This is a genomic window from Agreia sp. Leaf283 (assembly GCF_001422485.1).
In the GTDB taxonomy this organism is placed as follows: domain Bacteria; phylum Actinomycetota; class Actinomycetes; order Actinomycetales; family Microbacteriaceae; genus Agreia.
Map to the genome: position 1 here is coordinate 777,579 of NZ_LMNF01000001.1, position 22,369 is coordinate 799,947.

15 protein-coding genes are annotated in these 22,369 nt (G+C 68.9%); 4 read left to right on the top strand and 11 right to left on the bottom strand.

Annotated elements, in window-relative coordinates; all coding sequences use genetic code 11:
• Positions 1 to 134 precede the first annotated feature (134 nt).
• A complete protein-coding gene (locus ASF51_RS03435) occupies positions 135 to 1,220 on the top strand; it encodes an aldo/keto reductase (protein WP_055925184.1) in 1,086 nt (361 codons plus the stop codon).
• Positions 1,221 to 1,494: 274 nt separating this feature from the next.
• On the top strand, positions 1,495 to 4,449 hold the full coding sequence (locus tag ASF51_RS03440) for an alpha-L-rhamnosidase (protein WP_082479511.1): 2,955 nt from the start codon (positions 1,495 to 1,497) through the stop codon (positions 4,447 to 4,449).
• Between the two features lie 138 nt (positions 4,450 to 4,587).
• Here ASF51_RS03440 and ASF51_RS03445 read toward each other — a convergent pair whose 3' ends face one another.
• The 8 genes from ASF51_RS03445 to ASF51_RS03480 form a co-directional block, all read right to left on the bottom strand.
• Positions 4,588 to 6,117 carry a glycoside hydrolase family 43 protein gene (locus ASF51_RS03445; RefSeq protein WP_055925187.1) on the bottom strand — a complete coding sequence of 510 codons (1,530 nt, stop codon included), beginning with the start codon at positions 6,115 to 6,117 and terminating at the stop codon, positions 4,588 to 4,590.
• Entirely contained in the window at positions 6,114 to 8,597 is a 2,484-nt protein-coding gene (locus ASF51_RS03450) for a beta-glucosidase (protein ID WP_055925190.1), read from the bottom strand. The genes ASF51_RS03445 and ASF51_RS03450 overlap by 4 nt, the downstream gene beginning before the upstream one ends.
• 3 nt (positions 8,598 to 8,600) lie before the next feature.
• Positions 8,601 to 10,388, bottom strand: a complete 1,788-nt coding sequence (locus ASF51_RS03455; RefSeq protein WP_055925193.1) for a glycoside hydrolase family 3 protein — start codon at positions 10,386 to 10,388, stop codon at positions 8,601 to 8,603.
• Positions 10,385 to 12,559: a beta-galactosidase gene (locus ASF51_RS03460; RefSeq protein WP_235497121.1), complete on the bottom strand. Its 2,175-nt coding sequence runs from the start codon at positions 12,557 to 12,559 to the stop codon at positions 10,385 to 10,387. The genes ASF51_RS03455 and ASF51_RS03460 overlap by 4 nt, the downstream gene beginning before the upstream one ends.
• On the bottom strand, positions 12,556 to 13,416 hold the full coding sequence (locus tag ASF51_RS03465) for an ATP-binding cassette domain-containing protein (protein WP_055925197.1): 861 nt from the start codon (positions 13,414 to 13,416) through the stop codon (positions 12,556 to 12,558). Before ASF51_RS03465 ends, ASF51_RS03460 begins: the two co-directional genes overlap by 4 nt.
• Positions 13,413 to 15,356, bottom strand: coding sequence for a dipeptide/oligopeptide/nickel ABC transporter permease/ATP-binding protein (locus ASF51_RS03470; protein WP_235497122.1), 1,944 nt, complete (start codon positions 15,354 to 15,356; stop codon positions 13,413 to 13,415). Before ASF51_RS03470 ends, ASF51_RS03465 begins: the two co-directional genes overlap by 4 nt.
• Positions 15,353 to 16,297: an ABC transporter permease gene (locus ASF51_RS03475; RefSeq protein ID WP_235497123.1), complete on the bottom strand. Its 945-nt coding sequence runs from the start codon at positions 16,295 to 16,297 to the stop codon at positions 15,353 to 15,355. The genes ASF51_RS03470 and ASF51_RS03475 overlap by 4 nt, the downstream gene beginning before the upstream one ends.
• Before the next feature lie 94 nt (positions 16,298 to 16,391).
• On the bottom strand, positions 16,392 to 17,930 hold the full coding sequence (locus ASF51_RS03480; RefSeq protein ID WP_235497124.1) for an ABC transporter substrate-binding protein: 1,539 nt from the start codon (positions 17,928 to 17,930) through the stop codon (positions 16,392 to 16,394).
• A 101-nt stretch (positions 17,931 to 18,031) separates the two neighbouring features.
• Between ASF51_RS03480 and ASF51_RS03485 the strand changes: the two genes are divergently transcribed.
• Positions 18,032 to 18,637 (top strand): TetR/AcrR family transcriptional regulator, encoded by a 606-nt coding sequence (locus ASF51_RS03485; RefSeq protein ID WP_055925203.1) that lies wholly within the window; start codon positions 18,032 to 18,034, stop codon positions 18,635 to 18,637.
• Here the strand turns inward: ASF51_RS03485 and ASF51_RS03490 are convergent.
• The 3 genes from ASF51_RS03490 to ASF51_RS03500 all read right to left on the bottom strand — a co-directional run bounded on the left by ASF51_RS03490 (position 18,634) and on the right by ASF51_RS03500 (position 21,321).
• Entirely contained in the window at positions 18,634 to 19,482 is an 849-nt protein-coding gene (locus ASF51_RS03490; RefSeq protein WP_055925206.1) for an aldo/keto reductase, read from the bottom strand. The genes ASF51_RS03485 and ASF51_RS03490 overlap by 4 nt on opposite strands.
• 8 nt (positions 19,483 to 19,490) lie before the next feature.
• Positions 19,491 to 20,465 (bottom strand): nucleoside hydrolase, encoded by a 975-nt coding sequence (locus ASF51_RS03495; protein ID WP_157411982.1) that lies wholly within the window; start codon positions 20,463 to 20,465, stop codon positions 19,491 to 19,493.
• Positions 20,466 to 20,601: 136 nt separating this feature from the next.
• Positions 20,602 to 21,321: an AAA family ATPase gene (locus tag ASF51_RS03500; RefSeq protein ID WP_055925213.1), complete on the bottom strand. Its 720-nt coding sequence runs from the start codon at positions 21,319 to 21,321 to the stop codon at positions 20,602 to 20,604.
• A 105-nt stretch (positions 21,322 to 21,426) separates the two neighbouring features.
• Here ASF51_RS03500 and ASF51_RS03505 point away from each other — a divergent pair, with 105 nt between their 5' ends.
• Positions 21,427 to 22,299, top strand: coding sequence for a thioredoxin domain-containing protein (locus ASF51_RS03505; RefSeq protein WP_055925216.1), 873 nt, complete (start codon positions 21,427 to 21,429; stop codon positions 22,297 to 22,299).
• Positions 22,300 to 22,369 lie beyond the last annotated feature (70 nt).

Below are 22,369 nucleotides of genomic sequence, written 5' to 3' on the forward strand. Positions count from 1 at the left end.
GACTCCTTTGTGTCGTGTGGACGGTTCGTGTCACGGTCCGCGGTCTGCATCGACCTTGTATCCGAACCTGTATACAAGCAAGAACACTATGTGGTGTTTGGGTGCGTGTCAACTGACCCGCGTACGCTCGAACGGTGGAAGACATCGAGATCGAAGACAGCATCGCGTCGCGCCTGGGGCTGGGACTCGCCGCTATCGGCCGCCCCGCGTACATCACCGCCGGGCGCACGAAGGACCTGGGCGAGGGCGCCGATCGCAGCGTGGATGCGATGCGCGAGCGGGCGCACAAGCTTCTGGATGCCGCGTGGTGGCTGGGCATCCGCTACGTCGACGCGGCGCGCTCGTACGGACGCGCCGAGGAGTTCCTCGGATCGTGGCTCGCCGCGCATCCGGGGTATCGCGACGAGCTGACCATCGGATCGAAGTGGGGCTACGAGTACACCGGCGACTGGCGGCTCGACGCGCCGCAGCAGGAGCGCAAGGAGCACTCCCTCGCGATGTTCGAGCGGCAGTGGGCGCAGACGCTCGAGACGCTCGGCACCGAACCCGACGTGTACCTCGTGCACTCCCTGACCTCCGACAGCACGGCCCTCGACGACGGCGCGCTGCTCGACCGGCTGCGCGCGCTGCGCGAGAGCGGGGTGCGCGTGGGCTTCTCGACGAGCGGGCCGGCGCAGGCCGCCGTGATCGAGCGCGCGCTCGGCCTGGCCGACTCCCCGTTCTCTGCCGTGCAGTCCACCTGGAACCTTCTCGAGCCCTCGGTGGGCGAGGCGCTCGCCGCGGCGAACGACGCCAAGTGGCTCGTCGTGGTGAAGGAGGTGCTGGCCAATGGGCGGCTGACGTCGCGGGCTGCAAGCGCAGGTGCTGCCGGGTCTGACGGGTCTGTTCCGGGCGCTGCCGGCGGGGCGGTTCCGGATGCCGCGGTCGCGGCCGCCGCTGCCCTCGCCGCCGAAGACGGCCAGCGCCTCGACGGGCTGGCCATCGGTGCGGCCGCCGCTGCCCTCGCCGCCGAAGACGGCCAGCGCCTCGACGGGCTGGCCATCGGTGCGGCCGTCGCGCATCCGTGGGCCGACATCGTGTTGACCGGAGCGGTGACCCGCAAGCAGCTCAAGCAGAACCTCGAGGCGCGCGCGCCCTCTCTCGACGAGGAGCGCCTCGCGGCACTGGCCGAGCCGGCCGAACAGTACTGGGAGGCGCGCGCCGCCCGCCCCTGGAGCTGAGCGCCGCCGCTCCCTGAGCCCCCTCCCGTTCCCTGAGCCTGTCGTTCCCTGAGCCTGTCGAAGGGCAGCGAGCGCGCCCCCAGCGGGCGAACGCGCCGTCGCCGGTGGAGCGCTCGCCCGCTGAACGCGCGCTCGCCCACTTGCGCCGGTCGAGTAGCGAGGAACGAGCGTATCGAGACCACCCCGCCCCGCCCACTAGCGGTAAAAACCGAACGACTGTAAGGTTTTTGAATCGGTTCATTCGCCGCGCGTCCCACGTCTCAACGGAGAGTCCATGTCCCAGTCACCATCCGACTCCACTGTCACCGTCTCGAAGCTCTGGGCCGAGGGCCGGGGCCGACCCGAGTTCCTGGCCACGGGCATCCCGTCGCTCTCGTGGCAGGTGACCACGGATGCGCCGGGCTGGCTGCAGGCGTCGGCCGACATCGAGATACGCCGCGGCTCGCAGAGCGGCTCGCATGCCGGAAGCTCGAATGCCGGCAGCACGGAGTCGTTCACCGTCGACGGGCGCGAGTCGCAGCACGTCGCGTGGCCGTTCGCGCCGCTCGCCGCCTACGACTCCGCCGAGGTGCGCGTGCGCGTGCGCGGCGAAGACGGCTCGACCTCGGAGTTCGGCGACTGGGCATCGCTGCGCACCGGCCCGCTCACTGCCGACGACTGGGTCGCCCCCTTCATCGCGGTCGATGGGCCCACCGATGCCGACCTCGCGCAGCACAGCAACCTGGACCGCGGAACCGTGCGCTTCCGCACCGAGTTCACGCCGAGCAGCGACGTCACCTCCGCGGTGCTCTCCGCCACCGCCCATGGCATCTACGAGCTCACCCTGGCGGGTTCGGTCGTGGGCGACGAGGTGCTCACCCCGGGCTGGACCGCCTACGACGACCGCCTCACCTTCCAGAGCTACGACGTGACCGATCGCCTCGCCGCGGGCGAAGCCGTGGTGCTCGGCGCCACCGTTGCCGAGGGCTGGTACCGCGAGCGCTTCGGCTTCGACGGCAACTTCGCCACCTTCTACCCGGGCCCCGTCGCCCTCTCGGCCCAGCTCGTCGTGAGCTACGAAGACGGCACTGTCGAGCGCGTCATCACCGACGACAGCTGGCAGGGCACCGCCGCAGGGCCCGTCGTCAGCGCCGGCATCTACCCCGGCGAGGCGTTCGACGCCCGCGAAGACGACGACGCCCTCCTCGCCGTCGGCGCCGGGTTCCCCGAGCCGGCCCGCACCCACGAGCTGAGCACCGACGAAGCCGACCCCGCGCGGCTCGTGCCGTCGTTCGCGCCGCCCGTGCGTCGCATCCAGACCATGCCCGCGCAGCGCATCTTCACCTCGCCGTCGGGCAAGACCCTCGTCGACTTCGGCCAGAACCTCGTGGGCTGGCTCGAGTTGCGGATCGACGCGCCGGCGGGGCACGAGGTGACCCTGCGCCACGCCGAGGTGCTCGAAGACGGCGAGCTGGGCATCCGGCCGCTGCGCTTCGCGAAGGCGACCGACACATTCACCGGCGACGGCGGCGGCGAGCGCACGTGGAGCCCGCGCTTCACGTTCCACGGGTTCCGCTATGCGGAGATCACGAACTGGCCCGGCGAGCTCACGCTCGACGACATCTCCGCGGTGGTCGTTCACAACGACATGGTGCGCACCGGCTACCTCGAGACGAGCAATCCGATGCTCGACCAGCTGCACTCGAACGTGCTCTGGGGCATGCGCGGCAACTTCCTGAGCCTGCCGACCGACTGCCCGCAGCGAGACGAACGCCTCGGCTGGACCGGCGACATCCAGGTCTTCGCGCCCACCGCGAGCTACCTCTACGACACGAGCGGCTTCCTCGGCTCGTGGCTGCGCGACCTTGAGGCCGAGCAGCGCAAGGCCGCGGGCGTGGTGCCGTTCGTCGTCCCCAGCCCGCTTCCGACCCCGCCGATGGCCGCGGCCGCGTGGGGCGATGCCGCGACGCTGGTTCCGGATGCCCTCTTCGAGCGTTTCGCAGACCGGGTCGCGTTGGCCGCGCAGTACGAGAGCATGACCCGGTGGGTCGACGTGGTGGATGCGCTGGCCGGCGACGACCACCTGTGGACGGGCGGGTTCCAGTTCGGCGACTGGCTCGACCCGAGCGCGCCGCCCGAGAACCCGGCGAAGGCGAAGACCGATCCGGACATCGTGGCCACCGCCTACTTCTACCGCTCGACGGCGCGTACCGCCGAGGCCGCCCGCGTGCTCGGCCATGCGGCCGACGCGAGCCGATACGGCGAGCTGGCCGAGGGCATCCGATCGGCCTTCCTCGCCGAGTATGTGACGCCCGCCGGGCGCGTGATGTCGGATGCGCACACCGCGTACGCGATCGCGATCGGCTTCGAGCTGATCACCGAGCCGCAGGCGCTGGCCACGGCCGGGGCGCGACTCGCGGAGCTCGTGCGCTCGCACGGCTACCGCATCGGCACCGGATTCGTGGGCACTCCCCTGATCTGCGACGCGCTCGTGCGCGGCGGGCAGAGCGACGTGGCGTTCAGGCTTCTGCTCGAAGAGGGCTGCCCGTCGTGGCTGTACCCGATCACCATGGGCGCGACCACGATCTGGGAGCGCTGGGACAGCATGCTGCCCGACGGCAGCATCAACCCGGGCGAGATGACGTCGTTCAATCACTACGCGCTGGGCGCGGTGGCGGATTGGATGCAGCGCTCGATCGGCGGAATCGCTCCCGGCGCGCCCGGCTACTCGGTCGTCGAGATCGCTCCCGTGCTCGGGGGCGGGCTCACCCGTGCGCACGCGAGCCTCGACACCGGCTTCGGTCTCGTCGACGTGTCGTGGATGCTCGAGGGCGCGTCGTTCCTGCTCGTCGCGGTGGTTCCGCCGAACGTCACCGCGCGCATCACGCTGCCGGGCTCAGGCATTGATGTCGGCGCTGCCTCTGAGGCGATCGAGGTCGGATCGGGGCGGCACGAGTTCACGGCCGACGTGTCGGCGCTCGTCGCCGCCGCGGAGGTCGAGCCGCTGACCATGGAGACTCCGCTGTCTCGGATCGTCGGCGACACCGAGGCGCGCGACGGACTCGAGGCGCTCTTCGCAGAGCTCGGCTACTTCATCGGCCTGGGCTGGACGAAGGACGGCCGCTGGAAGAGTGGCAGCCCTCTGGGCAAGTCGCTCATCATGATGCCCCCGCACAACGTCGCCCGCGTCGAGCAGTACCTGACCACCCTGAACGAGTCGCGTTCAGCTGGTTCGACCACCGCGAGCTGACCTGAAGTGCTGCCTTCCGGCCGACGGAGGGCACCGAACTGACGCAAACTGCTCTATCTCGACAGAAAAAGAGCACTTCGCGTCAGTTCGCCAGCACCCCAGAGCACTTCGCGTCAGTTCGCCAGCGCACCGAAGGGGTCAGTCGCGGCCCTCGTAGTGGAAGGCCGTGAAGGCCACGTCTCCGGAGGTGGCGTAGAGGCCGATGACGCGGCCCGTGAACGAGGCGGCCGTCTCCTGCGAGAGGTAGCGGCCGTCGACGCGCGCCAGCTCGTGCTGCTCGCCCTCGGCGGTTTCGACGCTCAACACGACGACATCGCTGGTGAGATTCGGCAGGAAGCCCTCGCCGACTGACGCGACGAAGTCGAGGCGCAGCGTCACGGGCGACTCGGGTGAGATCGAGGCGCTCCACTCCTGCCGGATGCCCGCCACGGCCGCGCGCGCGGTCACCCGCCCCGCAGACACCTCCACCTCGTAGTGGTGCAGCTCGTCGTAGCGAACGCCCAGCCCGCCGAGACCATCCGATCCGGGGTCGACCAGCACCGACACCGAGGCGAGCGGATGCTGCTGCCGATACCCGAGGAACGCCGGCCTCAGATCGTCGAGGGTCGACCCGTCGCCGCTCAGAACGACCTGCCCGGGCCACGCACTCAGCGACGCGAACGACGACGGATACCGCCGCACGCCGATCCACTCGAGCCCCAACGAGGTTCCCTCGAACGAATCCGAGAACTCGAACTCCCCCGCCCGCGGGTTGAGCAGAACAGGGTCGGCCTCGAGCCACCCGTCGGCCGTCCAGCGCGCATCGGTGATGAACGTCTCGCGCCCCATCGCCGAGAACGCCTGCGTCATGCCGGTGGGCCGCATGCCGAGCATCACGATCGCCCAGCCGCCATCCGGGGTCTCGACGAGGTCGCCGTGGCCGGTGTTCTGGATGGGCCGCGAGGTGCTGCGCGCCGACAGGATGGGGTTGCCCGGCCCCGGCTCGAACGGCCCCGCCGGGTGGGTGCCACGGGCCACGCTGATGCCGTGCCCGCGCTCGGTGCCGCCCTCGGCGATCACGAGGTACCAGTAGTCGCCGTGCTGGTAGAGGTGGGGCGCTTCGGGGAACTTGAGCCCGGATCCCTGCCACAGCGGAACGGGCGGAGAGAGCACGGCGCCGGTCGAGAGGTCGACGGTCACCTGCAGGATGCCGCCGTGCTCGCCGGGAGGGTTGCCGCTGGTCACGTCGAGGCCCGAATAGGTGATGTACGCGAGCCCGTCCGAGTCCCAGGCGAGGTCGGAGTCGATGCCGTGCACCCCGTCGACGAGCGTGCCGTCGCTCCAGGGGCCGGCCGGGTCGGTGGCCGTGAAGATCAGCATTCCGCGACCCATCGCATCCGTCACGACGACGTAGAAGACGCCGTCGCGGTGCCGGATCGTGGGAGCCCACGCCCCGCCGAGCGTCGGCACCGCGTGCGAGTCGAGCTGACCCTCACGCGAGACGACGTGGCCGATCTGCGTCCACTCGACGAGGTCGCGGCTGTGGAACACGGGGATTCCGGGAAGGTACTCGAAGGTCGAGTTCACCAGGTAGTAGTCGTCGCCGACCTTCAGCACGCTCGGGTCGGGGTAGAAGCCGGCGATGAGCGGGTTGGGCCAGGCGCTGCCGCCTGTGACGCCCTCGCTCACGCGGTGACCTCGACCGACTTCGAGCGGGCGAGCGCCGAGACACTGGTGCCCGCGTGCAGACGGAACACGCCGGGCTCGTAGTGCCAGCCCGGGGCGCCCTGCGCATCCACGCCCCAGTCGGCGAAGGCGCGAGCCGACACCGGAATGGTGACCCACGCGCTCTCGCCCGGTTCGACGCGCACGGCGGCGAAGCCGACGAGCCAGCGCACCGGGCGGTCGATCGCCGAGCTCTCGCGTGAGGCGTAGAGCTGCACGACCTGCTTGCCGAGACGCGTTCCCGTGTTCGTGACGCGCACGGCGGCCGAGACGGTGCCGCCCTCGGCGATCGACGAGGTGTCGAGCGCGAGGTCGTCGACGGTCCAGGTGGTGTAACCGAGGCCGTGGCCGAATTCGTAGGCGGGCTCTGTGCCGGCCTTCAGCCAGGCCCGATACCCGATATGGATGCCCTCGTCATACGACACGACACCGTTCTGGGGCGTCACGTCGATCACGGGCACGTCGGACTGCTCGATCGGCCAGGTCGTGGGCAGGCGGCCGCCCGGCTCGGCGAGCCCGAGCAGGATGTCGGCGACCGCGTCTCCGTACTCCTGTCCTCCGAACCAGCTGAGCAGAACGGCGGCGACCTCGTTGCGCCACGGCAGCAGCACGGGCGATCCCGAGTTGACCACCACGACGGTGCGCGGGTTGACCGCGGCGACGGCGCGCACGAGCTCGTCCTGCCGACCCGGAAGAGCCAGCGACTCGCGGTCGTAGCCCTCGGACTCGACGCGCGAGTTCGTTCCCACGACCACCACGGCGACGTCGGCCGAACGGGCCGCCTCGACGGCGTCGGCGATGAGCTGCTCGGGGTGCGAGCGATCCGGCTCGATGCCGATCGTGATGCTCAGCGCGCCGGCCAGCGGACCGCCCTGCTCGATGTCGTATTCGATGGTGACATCGATCGGCTCGCCCTCGACGACGGGAACCGCGACCGAGCTCGAGGGCGGTGAGAGGAACGCCGCGCCGAGGTCGGTTCCGGCGGTGACCACCTTCTCCTCATGCAGCAGTTCGCCGTTCACGATCACTCGGCCGTTACCGGCGCCCGCAAAGCCGAGCAGGATCTCGCCTGTCGCATCCGGCGTGTAGCGGGTGCTGAACTCGAGCGACGAGGCCTGCGCGATCGGGGCGTCGCCGCCGAACCAGACGAGCGCCGAAGCGCGGCGCTCCTCGTCGAAGATCGAGGCACCGGATGCGTCGAGGAACCGCACGTGCGCGCCCGGTTCGCCGGTGGCCGGGTTGGTCATGCTCTCGAGCGGGAGCTCGGCGATGCCCTCCTGAACGACCGCGCCGACGGAGTAGCTGATCGCGACGTCGGGAAGGGCGCTGCGCAGTCCGTCGAGCGGCGTGACCACCTTGTCGGGAAGAACCGTGGCGCTTCCGCCGCCCTGAGTGCGGGCGAAGCGGGCGTTGTGCCCGATCACGGCGACCGAGGTCAGCGATGCGGCGTTCCACGGCAGCTCGGAGTTCTCGTTGCGCACGAGAACGGCGCCCTCGACCTCGGCAGTGCGCGCGAAGGCGACACCGTCTTCGACCACGACCGGCTCGGGCACGGAGGCGTCGAATCCCTCGAGCGCTCCGACCCGGGCGGCCAGGGCCAGCAGTCGCAGCACCTTTCGGTCGACGGCCGACTCCTCGACCTCGCCGGCACGCACGGCGGCGACGAGGGCGTCGCCCCAGGGACCTGCCGGTCCGGGCATCACCAGGTCTTGGGAGAAGCGCGCACTGTTCACGTCGCGCACCGCGGTCCAGTCGCTGATGACCACGCCGTCGAAGCCCCACTCCGAGTTCAGCGGGGTCTCGAGCAGGTCGTTCTCGGTGACCGTGGCGCCGTTGACGGAGTTGTACGAACTCATGACGAGCCAGGCGTGCGCCTCGGTGATGGCCTTCTCGAAGGCGAGCAGGTAGAGCTCGCGCAGGGGGCGCTCGGCCACACGCACGTCGACGGTGAAACGGTCGGTCTCGAAGTCGTTGGCGATGTAGTGCTTGGGCGTCGCACCCACGCCGTTCTCCTGCATGCCCACGACGTAGGCGGCGGCCAGGTCGGCGGTGAGAACCGGGTCCTCGCTGAACGCTTCGAAGTGGCGGCCGCCGAGCGGGGAGCGGTGCAGGTTGATGGTCGGGCCGAGTACAACGTCGACACCCTTGCGACGCGCCTCCACGGCGGCGACGTTCCCGTAGCGGCGGGCGATGTCCGCATCCCATGACGAGCCGAGCGCGGTGGCCGAGGGCAGGTTGAGCGACGGGCTGCGCTCGTCCCACACCTCGCCGCGAACACCCGACGGCCCGTCGGAGACGAGCATGCGGCGCAGTCCGATCTTCTCGAGCGGCCACGTGGCCCAGAAGTCGTGCCCGGTGAGCACGAGCACCTTCTCTTCGAGGGTCAGCTTCGACAGCAGTTCGAGCAGTCGCGGGTCGGCGGGGGCCTGGATGAGGTCGGTCATGACTTATTTGCTTTCTGTTGAGCGTCGAGCGTGTGAGTAGCTGAGGCCGTGGCCGAAATCGAAGAGGGGGTCGGCGAAGCGGTGCGGCTGGTCGAGGTCGCCGGCGAGCACGTCGCTCATCGAGCGCGGCAGCTGGAACGGCAGGCGTCCCTCGGGCTCGGCCCTGCCGAAGAGCACGTCGAGAACGGCGCGGTCGCTCGATCCGAAGTCGCCGACCACCGCCGCGGCCTCGGCCGCGATCTCGGGGATGACTGCCGGGCGCTCGAGGTTCTGCACCACGACGGTGGGCCGCCCCGCGAGCGTTTCGCGGATGCGCGCCAGCTCGTCGGGAGCGAAGTCGAGCGGCCCCGAGTGGAAGTTGCTCTCGAAGATCGTGGTCTGCCGATGATCGTGCGGGGTCGAGAGGCGCAGGATCACCACGTCGGCGTCGCCGACCGAGCTCGCGACGTCGGCGTACGCGAACAGCACGGCGTCGTCGATGTCGGGCGCGAAGACGCGCAGCCCGTTGGCCAGCGGCAGGGTCGGATGCGCCGGGTCGCCGTTCGTGAGCAGCGTCAGCGAGCGGCGCTGGGCTTCGAGGCCCGAGGCCACGAGATCGGCCCGGCCCACGACATCCGCAGCCGTCGCCGGGTCGAGCGGCTCGGCGTCGAACAGGCCGAGTCGCAGCTTCTCGCGCAGGATGCGTCGCACCGATGAGTCGATGCGCTCCTCGCTGATGCGACCGTCGCGCACGAGCTGGGCCACGAGCGAGCTCTCGGAGTCGCCGCCGAACTGGTCGACGCCCGCCTCGAGCGCACGCTGGGTGCGGGCGGGCGGATCGAGCTGCTCGATGCCCCACGCACGCGCCACGAACATCTGCCCCATGATCTCGTGGTCGTTCAGTACGCCCCAGTCGGTCGAGATGATGCCCTCGAATTCGAGTCCCTCGCGCAGCATTCCGGTGATCACCTGGCGATTGAAGGCGAACGCCACCTCTTCGAGCTCGGTGCCCACGGGCATGCCGTAGTAGGCCATGACCTGGTTGGCTCCGGCCGCGAGCGCGGGCGGGAACGGCACGACGTGCTCGGCGAGGTGCCCGCCCGGGTAGACCTGCTCCCTGCCGTGGGCGAAGTGCGGGTCCTCCCCGTCTTTCTGGGGGCCTCCGCCCGGAAAGTGCTTGACCATCGTGGCCACGGAGTCGGGTCCGAGCTCGGGAGTCTGCACCGCCTTGATGAACGCCGAGGCGAGTTCGCTCGTGAGCTCGGGATCGCCGCCCCAGGTTCCGCTGATGCGCGACCAGCGCGGCTCGGTCGCGATGTCGATCTGGGGGCCGAGCAGAAGCCGGATGCCCACGGCCCGGAACTCCTGCCGCACCGCGTCGCCGAAGCGGCGGGCGAGCTGGGGGTCGCGGGTCGCTGCGAGTCCGGTGGGCTCGGGCCAGGCCGAGAAGTGTCCGGCCGCGTGCGAGGCGCCGGCGCGCTCGGTCGCGGCGGAGCGCGGGTCGCTCGACACCGTCACGGGAACGCCCGATCCGGTCTGCCGGGCGAGCACCTGCAGCGCGTTGTACCAGCGCGCCTGCTCGGCGGGCGGCAGCACGTTGACCAGGTTCATGTGGGTCACGTGGTGCTTCACCACGAAGTCGTGCACCGGGCCCGGAAGCAGCGGCTGCCCGTCTTCGGCGGGGATGGCGGAGGCATCGACGAAGGCCATGGCGTGGAACATCTGGCCGGCCTTCTCGTCGAGGGTCAGCGACGCGACGATCTCTGCCAGGCGGGCTTCTCCGGCCTCGTCGAGTTCGAGCGAGCGGGTCATGGGGTCTCCTTGAGTGAGGGTGTTTCAGAAGGCGTCAAAGATTCGGTCGCGAGCACGCGCACGTCCCACGCGCCCAGTTCGAGAGCCGAGCCCGACGCGAGCACCGGGCCCGCGGCATCCAGCACATCGACGAGTTCGCGCGGAATCGCGACCGAGTGCTCGAGCCACGACCAGTTGTGCACGAAGAAGACGCGGCGCCCATCGGGCCCGGTCGAGCTCGTCACGGTGACGCTGGGCGGCAGTTCGCCCCACGCGGCCACGGGCTCGGCGACGAGCCACTCGGCGATCGAGTGAGCGAGCTGCTGGTTGGGCACGGTGCCGACCATCGTGATGCGACCCCGGCCATGGGCTCTGGTCGTCACGGCGGGCCAGCGGCCGAAATGCGGATGCACATACGACACGAGGTCGTCGGCCGTGGTGGGGGTGAGTCCGTCGATCCAGTCGGTCGCCGCCGAGCCGTCTCGCAGGGCGAGGCCGGCGATGCCGTCGGGTGCATCGGATGCCGCGGTCACCTCGAGCGGTTCGGTCAGGTTCGCGAGCTCGTCGTACCAGGCGCCCGCGGCGTCGTCGAGCCGCGCGGGCTTCTGCTCGAGGCGGGCACGGCCCTCTCGGTCGGAGTACGCGGAGCGCGGCCCGAGAACGAGGTGTCCGCCGGCCTCGGCATAGTCGCGCAGCCAGTCGAGCTCGGCGTCTGCCGCCGTGAAGAAGGCGGGCACGATGAGCACGGGAAGCTCGGCCGCGACCGCGGCGGCATCCCGGCCCGCGATCGGCTCGACGCCATCCGCGGCCCGTGTGGGGAAGAGCTGCTGCGGGCGTACGAGCCGGGTCTGCAGGCCCGCGTCGAACGCGCCCCGCACGAACGACGCCATGATCTTGCGGTACGCGTCGGCATCCATGTACTGGCCGGGCGCCGCAAACGGGGCCTGCGACGACAGGGCGAACTTGCTGTCGGAGTCGTAGAGCACGGCGACGTCGACGTCGGGTGTGCCGTCGGAGATGAGCTCGCCCGCGCGGCCGAACTCGGCGCCGAGCAGGGCCAGCTCGCGATAGGTGCGACCGGGCTTCTGGCTGTGCGGCAGGATTCCGCCCCAGTAGGTCTCGGTGCCGAAGTGCAGCGTGTGCCAGTGCCAGTACTCGATCATGTCGGCGCCGCGGGCCACGAGCGCCCAGGCGGCCTGGCGCCACTGGCCGTCGTAGGGCGAGAAGTTCATGGGCGAGTGCCCGATCGACGACGCGTTCGTCTCGGTCACGAGAAAACGGGCCTGCTTCGACGAGTACATGAGGTCGGCGAGGTGGAAAAGCGCCCAGGTGCCCTTGACGATCCAGCCGGTCGAGCGCTCCTCGGTCGACGGATGCGCCAGCGACGACTCCATCTCGTAGTACGCATTGCCGCTGGCCACGTCGAGCTCGGCCGAGAGGTCGACGTCTTCGACGCCCAGCTGATCGTACGAGATGCAAGTGGTCACGAAGTGCCTGGGGTCGGCGAGCTCGCGCACGATGCCTGCCTGCCAGCCGATGAAGTCGGTCACGAGCTGCGCCTGGAAGCGCCGCCACGCGAGGTCGTACTGCGGCTGGTAGTTGCCGTCGGGAACCCAGAGGTCGTCCCAGGTCGAGAGCCGATGCGACCAGTAGACGAGGCCCCACTCGCGGTTCAGCGTCTCGACGTCTTTATAGCTGTGCCGCAACGAGTCCTTGAACGCCTCGAAGACGCCGTGGTTGTAGAGCAGGCGGATGCCCGGCTCGTTGTCGACCTGGTAGCCGATGATCGCGGGGTGGTCGCGATAGCGCGTGACGATCTTGCGGATGATGCGCTCGGCATGGAACAGGAATGCCGGGTTGGTGAAGTCCATCTCCTGCCGGTTGCCCCAGCGATTCGGCACGCCGGTCGCCACGTCGGCCGCGACCTCCGGATGCTTGCGGGCCAGCCACATGGGCAGGGCGTACGTCGGCGTGCCGAGGATCACGCCGATGCAGCGGGCGTGGGCGCCGTCGAGCACGGGCTGCAGCCAGTCGAGGTCGAAGACGCCGTCCTCCGGCTCCCACGTCGACCAGACCGACTCGCCCACGCGGATGACCGTGAATCCGGCCTGCTGCATGAGGTCGAGGTCGTCGTCGAGCCGGGGGCTCGGCTGGTACTCGTGATAGTAAGCGGCTCCGAAACGGATGCTCACAGAGCTGCCGCCTGCTGGCCCTGCTGGCTCTGTTCTGTCAGAAGGCGCTCGCGCTCGGCACGACGCTGCTCCTGGCGCACGGGGTCGGGCACCGGAGCGGCGAGGAACAGTCGCTGCGTGTACGGGTGATTCGGGCGCGCGGTGACCTGGTCGCCGTCACCCCACTCCACGATCTCTCCGTGGTACATCACGGCGACGCGGTGGCTGAGGTTGCGCACCACCGCGAGGTCGTGGGAGACGAAGAGGTAGGCCACACCGGTGCGCTCCTGGATCTCCTTGAAGAGGTCCATGACCCGGGCCTGCGTCGACAGGTCGAGCGCCGACACCGGCTCGTCGCACACGATCAGTCGCGGCTCGAGGGCGAGGGCTCGGGCGATCGCGATGCGCTGGCGCTGGCCACCGGAGAACTCCCGGGGCAGGCGGTCGGCGGCCGACTGCGGCAGGCCGACCTGGTCGAGCAGCGACAGAACCCGCCGCGACGCCTCCTTTGCGGGGATGTTCTTGATCGTCAGGGGCTCCACCAGGATCTGCTCGATCGTGAGAGACGGATTGAGCGAGGTGTAGGGGTCTTGGAAGACCACCTGGATCTCGCTCGACAGTGCGCGACGCTCGCGACGACCGAGGTGGGCGATGTCGGCGCCCTTGTAGAGGATGGAGCCGCCCGTGACCGGAGCGAGTCCCAGCACGGCGCGACCGAGTGTGGTCTTGCCCGATCCCGACTCGCCGACGAGACCGACGGTCTCGCCGGGTCGGATGTCGAGCGAGACCCCCTTGAGGGCCTTAAAGGGCGCCTTGCGGAATCCCTTGATGGGGTATTCGACCACGACGTCTTTGACGTCGAGCAGCAGCTCGCTCATCGCAGGCCTTCCTTCTCAGTCTGTGCGGCGACGAGCTCGCCGCGGGGCTCGCCCTCCTCGAGGATCGCCGCGAAGAGCGCTTTCGTGTATTCGTGCTGGGGTGCCGCGAAGATCGACCGCACCGGCCCGGTCTCGACGATGCGACCGGCGCGCATGACAGAGACCCTGTCGCACAGGTCGGCGACGACGCCGAAGTTGTGGGTCACCAGGATCACACCCATGTTCAGCTCCGCCTGCAGCTCGCGCAGCAGACTCAGAACCTCGGCCTGCACCGTCACGTCGAGGGCGGTCGTCGGCTCGTCGGCGATGAGCAGATCGGGGTCGCACGAGATGGCGCCCGCGATCAGCACCCGCTGGGCCATGCCGCCAGAGACCTCGTGCGGATAGGCGTCGAAGGTGCGCTGGGGGTTCGGGATGCCGACCCGCTCGAGCAGTCCGAGGGCACGCTTGGTCGCCTCCGCCTTGCCGAGCCCGAGTACAACGCGCATCGGTTCGACGAGCTGCGAACCGATCGTGAACGATGCGTCGAGGTTCGACATGGGCTCCTGCGGAATGTACGCGATCTTCGCGCCGCGGAGCTTGGTCATCTCGTTCTCGGTGGCGTGGGCCAGGTCCTTTCCCTCGAACGAGATCGACCCGTCGATGACACGACCTCCGTCGGGCAGAAGGCGGAGCACACTCCACGCGGTCTGGGTCTTGCCCGAGCCCGACTCGCCGATGAGTCCGTGCACCTCGCCGCGGCGCACCCGCAGCGACACGTCGTTGACCACGACCTTGATCGACCCGTCGGGCTGGTCGTAGCCGACGGCGAGATTCCTGACCGAGAGCAGCTCTTCGCCGAACGGGTTGCCGGTCGACGACCGGCCTCCGTCTTCGGGGTCGGGATGCACGACCACGGGGTGCACGATCTCTCGCGGCTCCGAGGCGGTCGGCTGCTCGAGGGCCAGGCGGCGCTCCTCCTCGGAGATCGTGGCCATGCCGACGGTGGAGAGGTGGGCGGCCTTGACGATGGGGGCCTCGGTGTCGCGGTTGCGGTTCTTGCGGCGCTTGACCGGACCGGCGGTTCGCTCGAGCTCGTCGCGCATGACGTTGGCGAGCAGCGTCAGCGCGATGCAGGTGAGGGCGATCGCCGATGCCGGCCAGATCATCAGATCGGGGTTGGTGTAGATCTTGGCGAACGCGTCGTTCAGCATCGATCCCCAGCTGGGCACGGTCGTGTCGCCGAGGCCGAGGAAGTCGAGTCCGGCCTGGATCGCGATCGCGATTCCCGTGATCATGGCGGCCTGGATGATGACGGGGGCGCGCACGACCGTGAGGATGTGGCGGGCGATGATCCGGGCATCCGAGAGACCGGCGACCCGCGCCGCGTCGACGTAGAGCTCGTTGCGCACGGCCGAGACCGAGGCGTAGACCAGCCGGAAGAACGCGGGCGACAGCAGCACGCCGAAGATCGCCATCGACAGCCACATCGACGGGCCGAGCACGGCCCGGGCCGCGAGCAGCACGACGATGCCGGGGAGCGCCATGAGGAGGCCCGCGAACCACGACGAGACGGAGTCGAACCACTTGCCGAAGTAGCCGGCGATCAACCCGCTGACCACACCGATGACCGCGGCGACCGCGAGGGCCAACAGGGCGCCGGCGAGCGAGAACCGTGTGGCGAAGAGAAGCCTCGAGAGAACGTCGCGTCCGGCCGAGTCGGCGCCGAGCGGGTGCTCGCCTCCAGGAGGAGCGAGAACCTCCTGCAGCGAGGCGGTGTTCGGGTCGGCCGGAGCGAGCAGCGGGGCGAAGATCGCGGAGAGCACGAGCAGCCCGAGGAAGATGAGCGCGATGAGGCCCACGGGGTTCTTGACCAGCTTGCGGAAGAGGGAGACTCGAGCGGCGCGTTCTTCGAGCGCGGGAGTCAGCTGCGGATCGGGCAGGGGCATGGAGGAGGTCACGAGAGTCGCACCTTCGGGTTGAGGAAGCCTTGCAGAATGTCGATGACGAGGTTCACGACCACGACGATGATGGCCGTGACCACGACGAGGCCCATGACGAGTGGAATGTCGCCCTGGTTGGTGGCGCTCACGGCGACCTGGCCGAGGCCCGGAATGGCGAAGACCTGCTCGACGATCACGGCCCCGCCGAGCAGACCGACGAACTGCACCGCGAGAACGGCGAGGGCAGGACCACCGGCGTTGCGCAGAACGTGCTTGTAGATGACGCGATTCGCCGAGAGCCCGCGGCTGCGGAGGGTGCGCACGTAATCCTGGCGCAGGGCGTCGATGACCGATCCGCGGATCTGCTGGGTCACGCCGGCGATGCCGCCGATGGCCAGGGCGATGACGGGAAGGGTGATCGACGACAACCAGCCCGAGGGCGAGGTCGCGAACTGCACGAAGCCCGTCGGCTTGAACCAGCCGAGGTTGATGGCGAAGACGATGACCAGACCGAGGGCGATGAGGAACCCGGGAATGGCGAAGCCGAGAACGGAGATGACCTGCACGAGCCTGTCCGGCCAGCCACGCCGGCGCGCGGCCCACACACCGAGCAGCACGGCGACGATCGCGCTGATGAGCGTCGCGCCGATCACGAGGGAGAGCGTCACGGCGACCCGAGAGGAGATGGCCTGAATGACCTCCTGGCCGGTGAACCACGATGTGCCGAAGTCGCCGACGACGGCGTGGGACACCCAGTCGACGAACTGTTCGTAGAGGGGCCGGTTGAGACCCAGCTGCTCGGTCTTCTGGGCGACGGTCTCGGCCGTCGCGGTCTGACCGAGGATGCGGCGGGCGATGTCGCCGCCGCCGACGTAGAGCAGGCCGAAGGCGATCGTCGAGATGACGACGATCAGCACCACGCCGGAGGCCAAACGCCTCAGAATGAATCTCAACACCATTGTTCCTTTACGGGAATGAGAGGGATGAAGCTGCGCTGAAGGCCGGCCGGCGCCGACAACCAAGGGTTGCCGGCGCCGGCCGGGCACCGAGGGCCTAGGCCTTCGGCGTGATGTTCCAGAGGTAGGGCACCGCGTTGCCGGGCTGCATCACGACCGAGGTGTTCGCGTCGGTCACGTAGGTCGACTGCGGGCGGTACCACGGTGCGAACCAGGCGTTGTCGACCAGGTACTTGTTGAGGTCAGCGGCCGCCTTGTCGGCTTCTTCCTGGGTTCCGTTCTGCACGGTGGCGATGTAGCCATTCACCGTGTCGTCGGTGGTGTGGTACGGGTTGAAGGTCGCCGTGGGGGAGATCAGGAACTGGATCAGCTCCCAGTCGCCACCCTGCTGGAGCGGGATGTAGACCACGGGGTACTTCGGGGTGAGCACGTCGGCGATGAAGTTGTTGCCGGGCTCGCCGTATTCGACGGTGATGCCGACGTCGGCGAGCTGCTGCTGGATCAGCGTGAACGTGGCCGATCCGAGGAGGGGCGTGCTCGGCATCTGGATGGTGACGCCGTCGGCGTAGCCTGCCTCGGCCAGGAGCTCCTTGGCCTTGGCGGGGTCGTAGTCGTAGGCCGAGTCGAGGCTCTTGTCGTAGGCGGCGGAACGCTCGGGGAACACCTGGGTGGTCGGGGTGCCGAAGCCGCTCTCGACCGTCTTCAGCATCGCGTCCTTGTCGAACGCGTAGTTGATGGCCTGGCGCACCTTGACGTTGGCGAGTGCCGGGTCGACGGTTCCGTCGCGGTCCATCAGGGTGAGACCGGCCCAGTTGAGCTCGAGCGGGTTCGCCGTGAAGCCGGAGGCCTCCATCTGCGCGACGTCGTTGTTGTTGAGGGTGTTCGCCGCATTGACCTGTCCGCCCTTGACCGCGTTGAGCAGAGCGGTCGGGTCGCCGTACACGTTCATCACGATCTTGTCGTAGTGCTGGTTCTCGGCGTTCCAGTAGTCGGGGTTCTTATTGAACACGTAGGAGGTTCCGATGACGGTCGCCGCCGTGTCGAGCGTGTAGGGGCCGCTGCCGACCGGCACGGTCTGGATGTCGGACGACTCGAAGGCACTCGGCGCCTCGACGAGGCCCGCGTTCTGCGAGAGGTAGGTGAGGAGCGCCGGGTTGGCGGCCTTGAGGGTGATCGTGACGGTCGTGGCGTCGGTGGCGACCGCATCCGTCATGTCGACGAGGTACGAGGCGTTGGGGCCGGCGCCGTCGCGGAAGCGGACCAGGTTCTGGGCCACGGCCTCGGCGTCGAGGGCGGTGCCGTCGGTGAACTTCACATCGTCGCGCAGCGTGAGCGTGAGCTGCGTCTTGTCGTCGTTGTACTCCCACTTGGTGGCGAGCCCGGGCTGAAGCTCGCCCTCGGGGTCGGCGGTGAGGAGGGTGTCGTAGACGGCCTGCATGTAGGGCGACTCGTTCGCCCAGTTCGACTGCGCTGCAGCGAACGTGGTCGGCTGAACGATCTGACCGAGGGTCAGCGTGCCTCCCGCATCTTCGCTACCACCGGATGAAGCGGAGCAGCCGGTCAGGCCCAGTGCGACGACGGCAGCGACCGCCGCCAATCTCTTCCATCGGAACATCGTTGTCTCTTTCGGGTGCATGTAGACCCCCATTGGGCTACGTCTGGGGCGACGCTAACACGAAAAGCGAGCGACCACTAGGTTTTGACCGAATCGTTATTTTCGCCGGTAGAGTCGCCCCCATGACTGTTACCGGAAAGCCCCGCGGCACGTACGCGAAGACCGCTGCCCGGCGACGAGAGATTCTCGAGGCCGGCATCGAGGTCTTCTCATCGAACGGCTTCCGCAGCGGCTCGATCCGCGAGATCGCCGAACGGGTCGGTATGAGCCAGGCCGGCCTGCTGCACCACTTCTCGAACAAGAACGAGCTGCTGGCCGGCGTGCTCGAGTTGCGCGACGACCAGTCGCGCACACTGACGAACATGGACAACCCCGACGGTCTCGAGCAGATTCGTGGCCTTGTGTCCCTTGTCGAATACAACGCCAGCGTTCCCGGCCTTGTCGAACTGCACTGCATTCTGTCCGCCGAGGCCACGTCGGCCGACCATCCCGCCCACAAGTACTTCATCAATCGATACAAATGGGTCGTCGGATTCACGACCGCGGCCTTCGAGAACATGAGACACGAGGGTCGGCTCGAGGTCGGCGTCGACCCGGCCAGCGCCGCGCGATCTCTGGTCGCCCTGATGGACGGCTTGCAAGTTCAATGGCTCCTCGACAAGGACTCGATCGACATGGCCGACGAGACCCGGCGCTACGTGCAGTCGCTGCTCACCGTTCCGCTCTAGCCGGCGCTCGCGCGGATCTGGTCGCCGAGTCGGACCGCCTGCTCCGAGGTGAGCTGGATCTCGCTCGCAGCGGCGGATGAGCGGATGCTCTCCTCGCGAGTGGCCCCCGTGATCGGAATCACGGTCGCTCCCTGCACGAGCATCCACGCGAGAACGAGCTGCTGCGGCGACGCGCCCTGTTCAGCCGCGAGCGCCGTGACGAAGTCGTTCGCCGAGAATTTCTGCCAGTCACGAACGACGCCCAGAGGCGAATATGCCAGATACGGCATACCGATCTTCGTGACATACGAGAGCACCGCCCACGAGTCGTGCAGCGCAAGGTCGAGCCGATTCTCGACCGCATCGATCGCGGTGACCGACTGCGCGCGTCTGAGCTCGTCTCGGCTCACGTTCGACACCCCGACCCGCTTCACGAGGCCCTGCTCCCGCAGAGTCGCGAGCGCTCCGACGCTCTCCTCCAGGGGAACGTCGGGATCGGGCTTGTGAAGCAGGTACAGGTCGATGGCGTCGACGCCCAGCGCCGCGAGGCTGCCCCGGCAATCGGCTGCGATCGCCTCGGGACGCCCATCGATCGGGAACCTGTCGCCGTCGCGGTAGTGGCCGCCCTTCGAGATCACGGTCACCGAGCCGTCGCGCATCGATGAGCCGAGGGCGCGCGCGACGAGCCGTTCGTTGTGATGCCTCTCGTCGGCCGTCGAGTAGGCGAGGGCGGTGTCGATGAGCGTGCACCCGGCATCCACGGCGACGCGCAGCAACTGCTCGCGCCGCGCGTCGTCGAGCTGCTCCGCGAACGTGAGACCGGCTCCGCCGAACGCGATCGACGACACCGCCAGGTCGCCGAGCATGCGACTCCTCATCGCTCTGTCGCGGCGAACAGGTCGAGCTTGGCGAACAGGTCGTCGAACATGAGCCGCACGTCGAGCCGGGTGTAGACGCGCATGTCGCGCACCCCCGCAGCCTCGATGTAGCCGCCCTCGTCGTCGAACGAGGGCGTGGGCCGCACGACGTAGTCGCTCGATGACGGATCGGCCTCGAACGCCGACTGCAGCGCCGTGAGCAGAACGAGCGGGCTGTCGCCGCAGATATAGGTCTCACCCAGCAGGATGCCCTGCCGGCCCGCCATCGTCGACACCCGGGTGATCGCACGCTCGAGATGCTCGCCCAGCGACCCCGCCTGCCCGATTCGCGTGATGAGCTCGGCGGTCGAGAGCAGCGTCTGCCGGTAGGCGTTGCGCGGGATCTGCCAGATGGGAATGCCGGAATCGCCGAACACCACCTGGCCGGCGATCAGGTCGATATTGAGGTTGTACTCGGGGCCGACCGAGCCGGGAGGCGCAACGGCGAGACCGCGGTGCTCGGGCCCGCCGATCCACACCAGGGTGAGGCGGTCGGCGATGCGGGGCTCCAGCAGCCAGGCACTGGCCAGCTCGGTGAGCCCCGCCCCGAACGCGAGATACAGCGGCAGGTCGGTGTCGTCGCGCATCGCCTCGGCGATGATCGCGTCGGTCGCCGCAGACCGGATGGGCGTTGCCCGATCGGCCAGGCCGACGTTCGAGCCGGCCACCACCGGAACGTGGCCGTCGAGGCCGAGCCGCGTCACGACATCCAGAGCCTCTCGAGCGGCGTTGTCGGCCGTGACCTCGCTGGGGTCGAACGGGTCGCCGGGGCGCAGGTGCGAGCCGATGACGGCGCGGATGTCGACGGAGGGCGAGAGCAGGTGGTGGGCGAGTTGCAGAAGACCGTCGGGATCACCGGAGAAGTCGTTGTCGATGATCACGCGGGCGCGGGCGGGAACGAGATCGCGGAGTCGGGCGAGTGAGGCTGGCATCAGTGGCATCCTAGGCGTCGTGGGCAAAACCAAGCGGCTACTCGGTTTTGAAGAATTCTAGCTCTGCACTATGCGTTCCCCGACTGCGCCGGTCGAGTAGTCGTCGCGAGGCACGAGCACGGCGTATCGAGACCACCTAGACGTGCCTCAGAAACCGGCCCGGGGCATCCAGAAACAGCGTCAGGTTGCGCACCAGGTCGAGGTCGGCCCATTCCGATCGACGCAGGCCCCACTCCCCCACCTCCTGGATGTCGGCGCCCGGAAAAGCGGCGAGCACCGGTGAGTGTGTCGACAGGATGACCTGCGAGTCTCCCGTGGCGACGAGGTCTTTGAGGATGCCGATCAACGACAGGCAGCCGGTGAACGAGAGCGCCGACTCCGGCTCGTCGAGCACCCACAGGCCCGGCCCCCTGAACCGGTCGACGACCAGCTCGAGGAAGGACTCCCCGTGCGACAGCTCGTGGAAGCGCGGTTCGGCGCGAGCGCCCGGATTCTGCTCGAGGTACGTATAGAAGCCGTGCATCGTCTCGGCGCGCAGGAAGTAGCCGCGCTTCGACGCCCCCGCGTTGCGCACGAGCTGCAGATGCCGCCACAGGCCGGACTCGGTCGACCGGGTCGAGTGCATGGCGTTCACGGAGCCGCCCTCAGGCGAGAGCCCATAGGCCTGGGCGATCGCCTCGACGAGGGTCGACTTGCCGGAGCCGTTCTCGCCCACGAACACCGTGACAGGCGCGAAGTCGATTCCCTCGTCGAGCAGGTGGATGACGGGCGCGAGCGTCGCGGGCCACGCGCCGCGGGGCATCGGTTCGAGTGGATGCTCGTGGGCACGACGCAGAGGAAAACTCTCGAATGCCATGGGTCCATTCTGCCCAGCGTTTTGCAAGCGCAGTCATAGCGACGTCGAAGGTGGCGTGAATAGCGTCGGGCCGTTCGATCTGTGCACTGCCGAGGAGACCCGCCGATGAGAGCCGACAAGACCCTGTTCACCGGACTCGTCAAGAAGGACCGCCGCGCGCTGGCCCGCGAACTCGCGCGGCTCGAACGCGAGGAGGCCGCCCGCAGGCGGAGGCACAGACGCATCGCCTGGAGGACGGGCCTGGCGGTGGTCGGAGTCGCCGTGCTCTCGGTCGGAACGGTCACCATCGTGTCCGCCCTCCAGCCGACCCCCGTGCTCGGGCCGATGAACATGGCGAGCGACGGCATCCTGTTCTCGGGCGACGGCAGCACCGTCACCGCGGCGACCGCGGCGGGGCTGGAGTCGGACGCGACGCCCGTGGCCAGCACGCTCGACACGAGCGACAAGCTTCTGCACGTGGTGGTCTACGCCGACTACGGAAGCGCCGATTCCGCGCTGTTCGAGACCACCAACGGCAGCGCCCTGCTGTCATGGGTCACGTCGGGCTATGCGACGCTCGAGCTTCACCCCGTGGCCCTCGACGACTCGGTGAACCAGAACTACTCGAAGCGCGCGGCGAACGCGGTGGCCTGCGTCGCCGATGCGTCACCCGATGCCGTTCCGGCCGTGAACACGGCCCTGGCCACCGCGCAGTCCACGGCGGGGGCGTCGGGCCTCGCCGATGACGCCCTCGTCACTCTCGTGCAGACCGCCGGCGTGACCGACGCCGCGGTCGCCGACTGCATCACGTCGGGCACCTTTGACGACTGGGTCGTGGATGCGACGGGCAGGGCCCAAGCATCGGTTCCGAACTCAGACGTGGCGGCCCTCGACACCGCGCCGCTCGTCGTGGTGAACGGAACCGCCTACACCGGGGCACTCGACGACGCGAGCGCCTTCGAGTCGTTCGTGCAGAACGTGTACGCGCCGAGCGAGTAGGCAAGTCCGCGCCCGCTTGGTGCATCCGCGCCCCGTCGAGCGGCGGCGGACGCACCAAAAGGGCGCGGAT

Bases quoted from the DNA above. Each gene is read 5' to 3' on its own strand.
- ASF51_RS03475 (WP_235497123.1), bottom strand. From the start codon at position 16,297: ATGGTGTTGAGATTCATTCTGAGGCGTTTGGCCTCCGGCGTGGTGCTG.
- ASF51_RS03480 (WP_235497124.1), bottom strand. From the start codon at position 17,930: ATGCACCCGAAAGAGACAACGATGTTCCGATGGAAGAGATTGGCGGCG.
- ASF51_RS03495 (WP_157411982.1), bottom strand. From the start codon at position 20,465: ATGCCAGCCTCACTCGCCCGACTCCGCGATCTCGTTCCCGCCCGCGCC.
- ASF51_RS03465 (WP_055925197.1), bottom strand. From the start codon at position 13,416: ATGAGCGAGCTGCTGCTCGACGTCAAAGACGTCGTGGTCGAATACCCC.
- ASF51_RS03505 (WP_055925216.1), top strand. From the start codon at position 21,427: ATGAGAGCCGACAAGACCCTGTTCACCGGACTCGTCAAGAAGGACCGC.
- ASF51_RS03455 (WP_055925193.1), bottom strand. From the start codon at position 10,388: ATGACCCGCTCGCTCGAACTCGACGAGGCCGGAGAAGCCCGCCTGGCA.
- ASF51_RS03500 (WP_055925213.1), bottom strand. From the start codon at position 21,321: ATGGCATTCGAGAGTTTTCCTCTGCGTCGTGCCCACGAGCATCCACTC.
- ASF51_RS03450 (WP_055925190.1), bottom strand. From the start codon at position 8,597: ATGACCGACCTCATCCAGGCCCCCGCCGACCCGCGACTGCTCGAACTG.
- ASF51_RS03440 (WP_082479511.1), top strand. From the start codon at position 1,495: ATGTCCCAGTCACCATCCGACTCCACTGTCACCGTCTCGAAGCTCTGG.
- ASF51_RS03490 (WP_055925206.1), bottom strand. From the start codon at position 19,482: ATGCTCGGCGACCTGGCGGTGTCGTCGATCGCGTTCGGCGGAGCCGGT.
- ASF51_RS03485 (WP_055925203.1), top strand. From the start codon at position 18,032: ATGACTGTTACCGGAAAGCCCCGCGGCACGTACGCGAAGACCGCTGCC.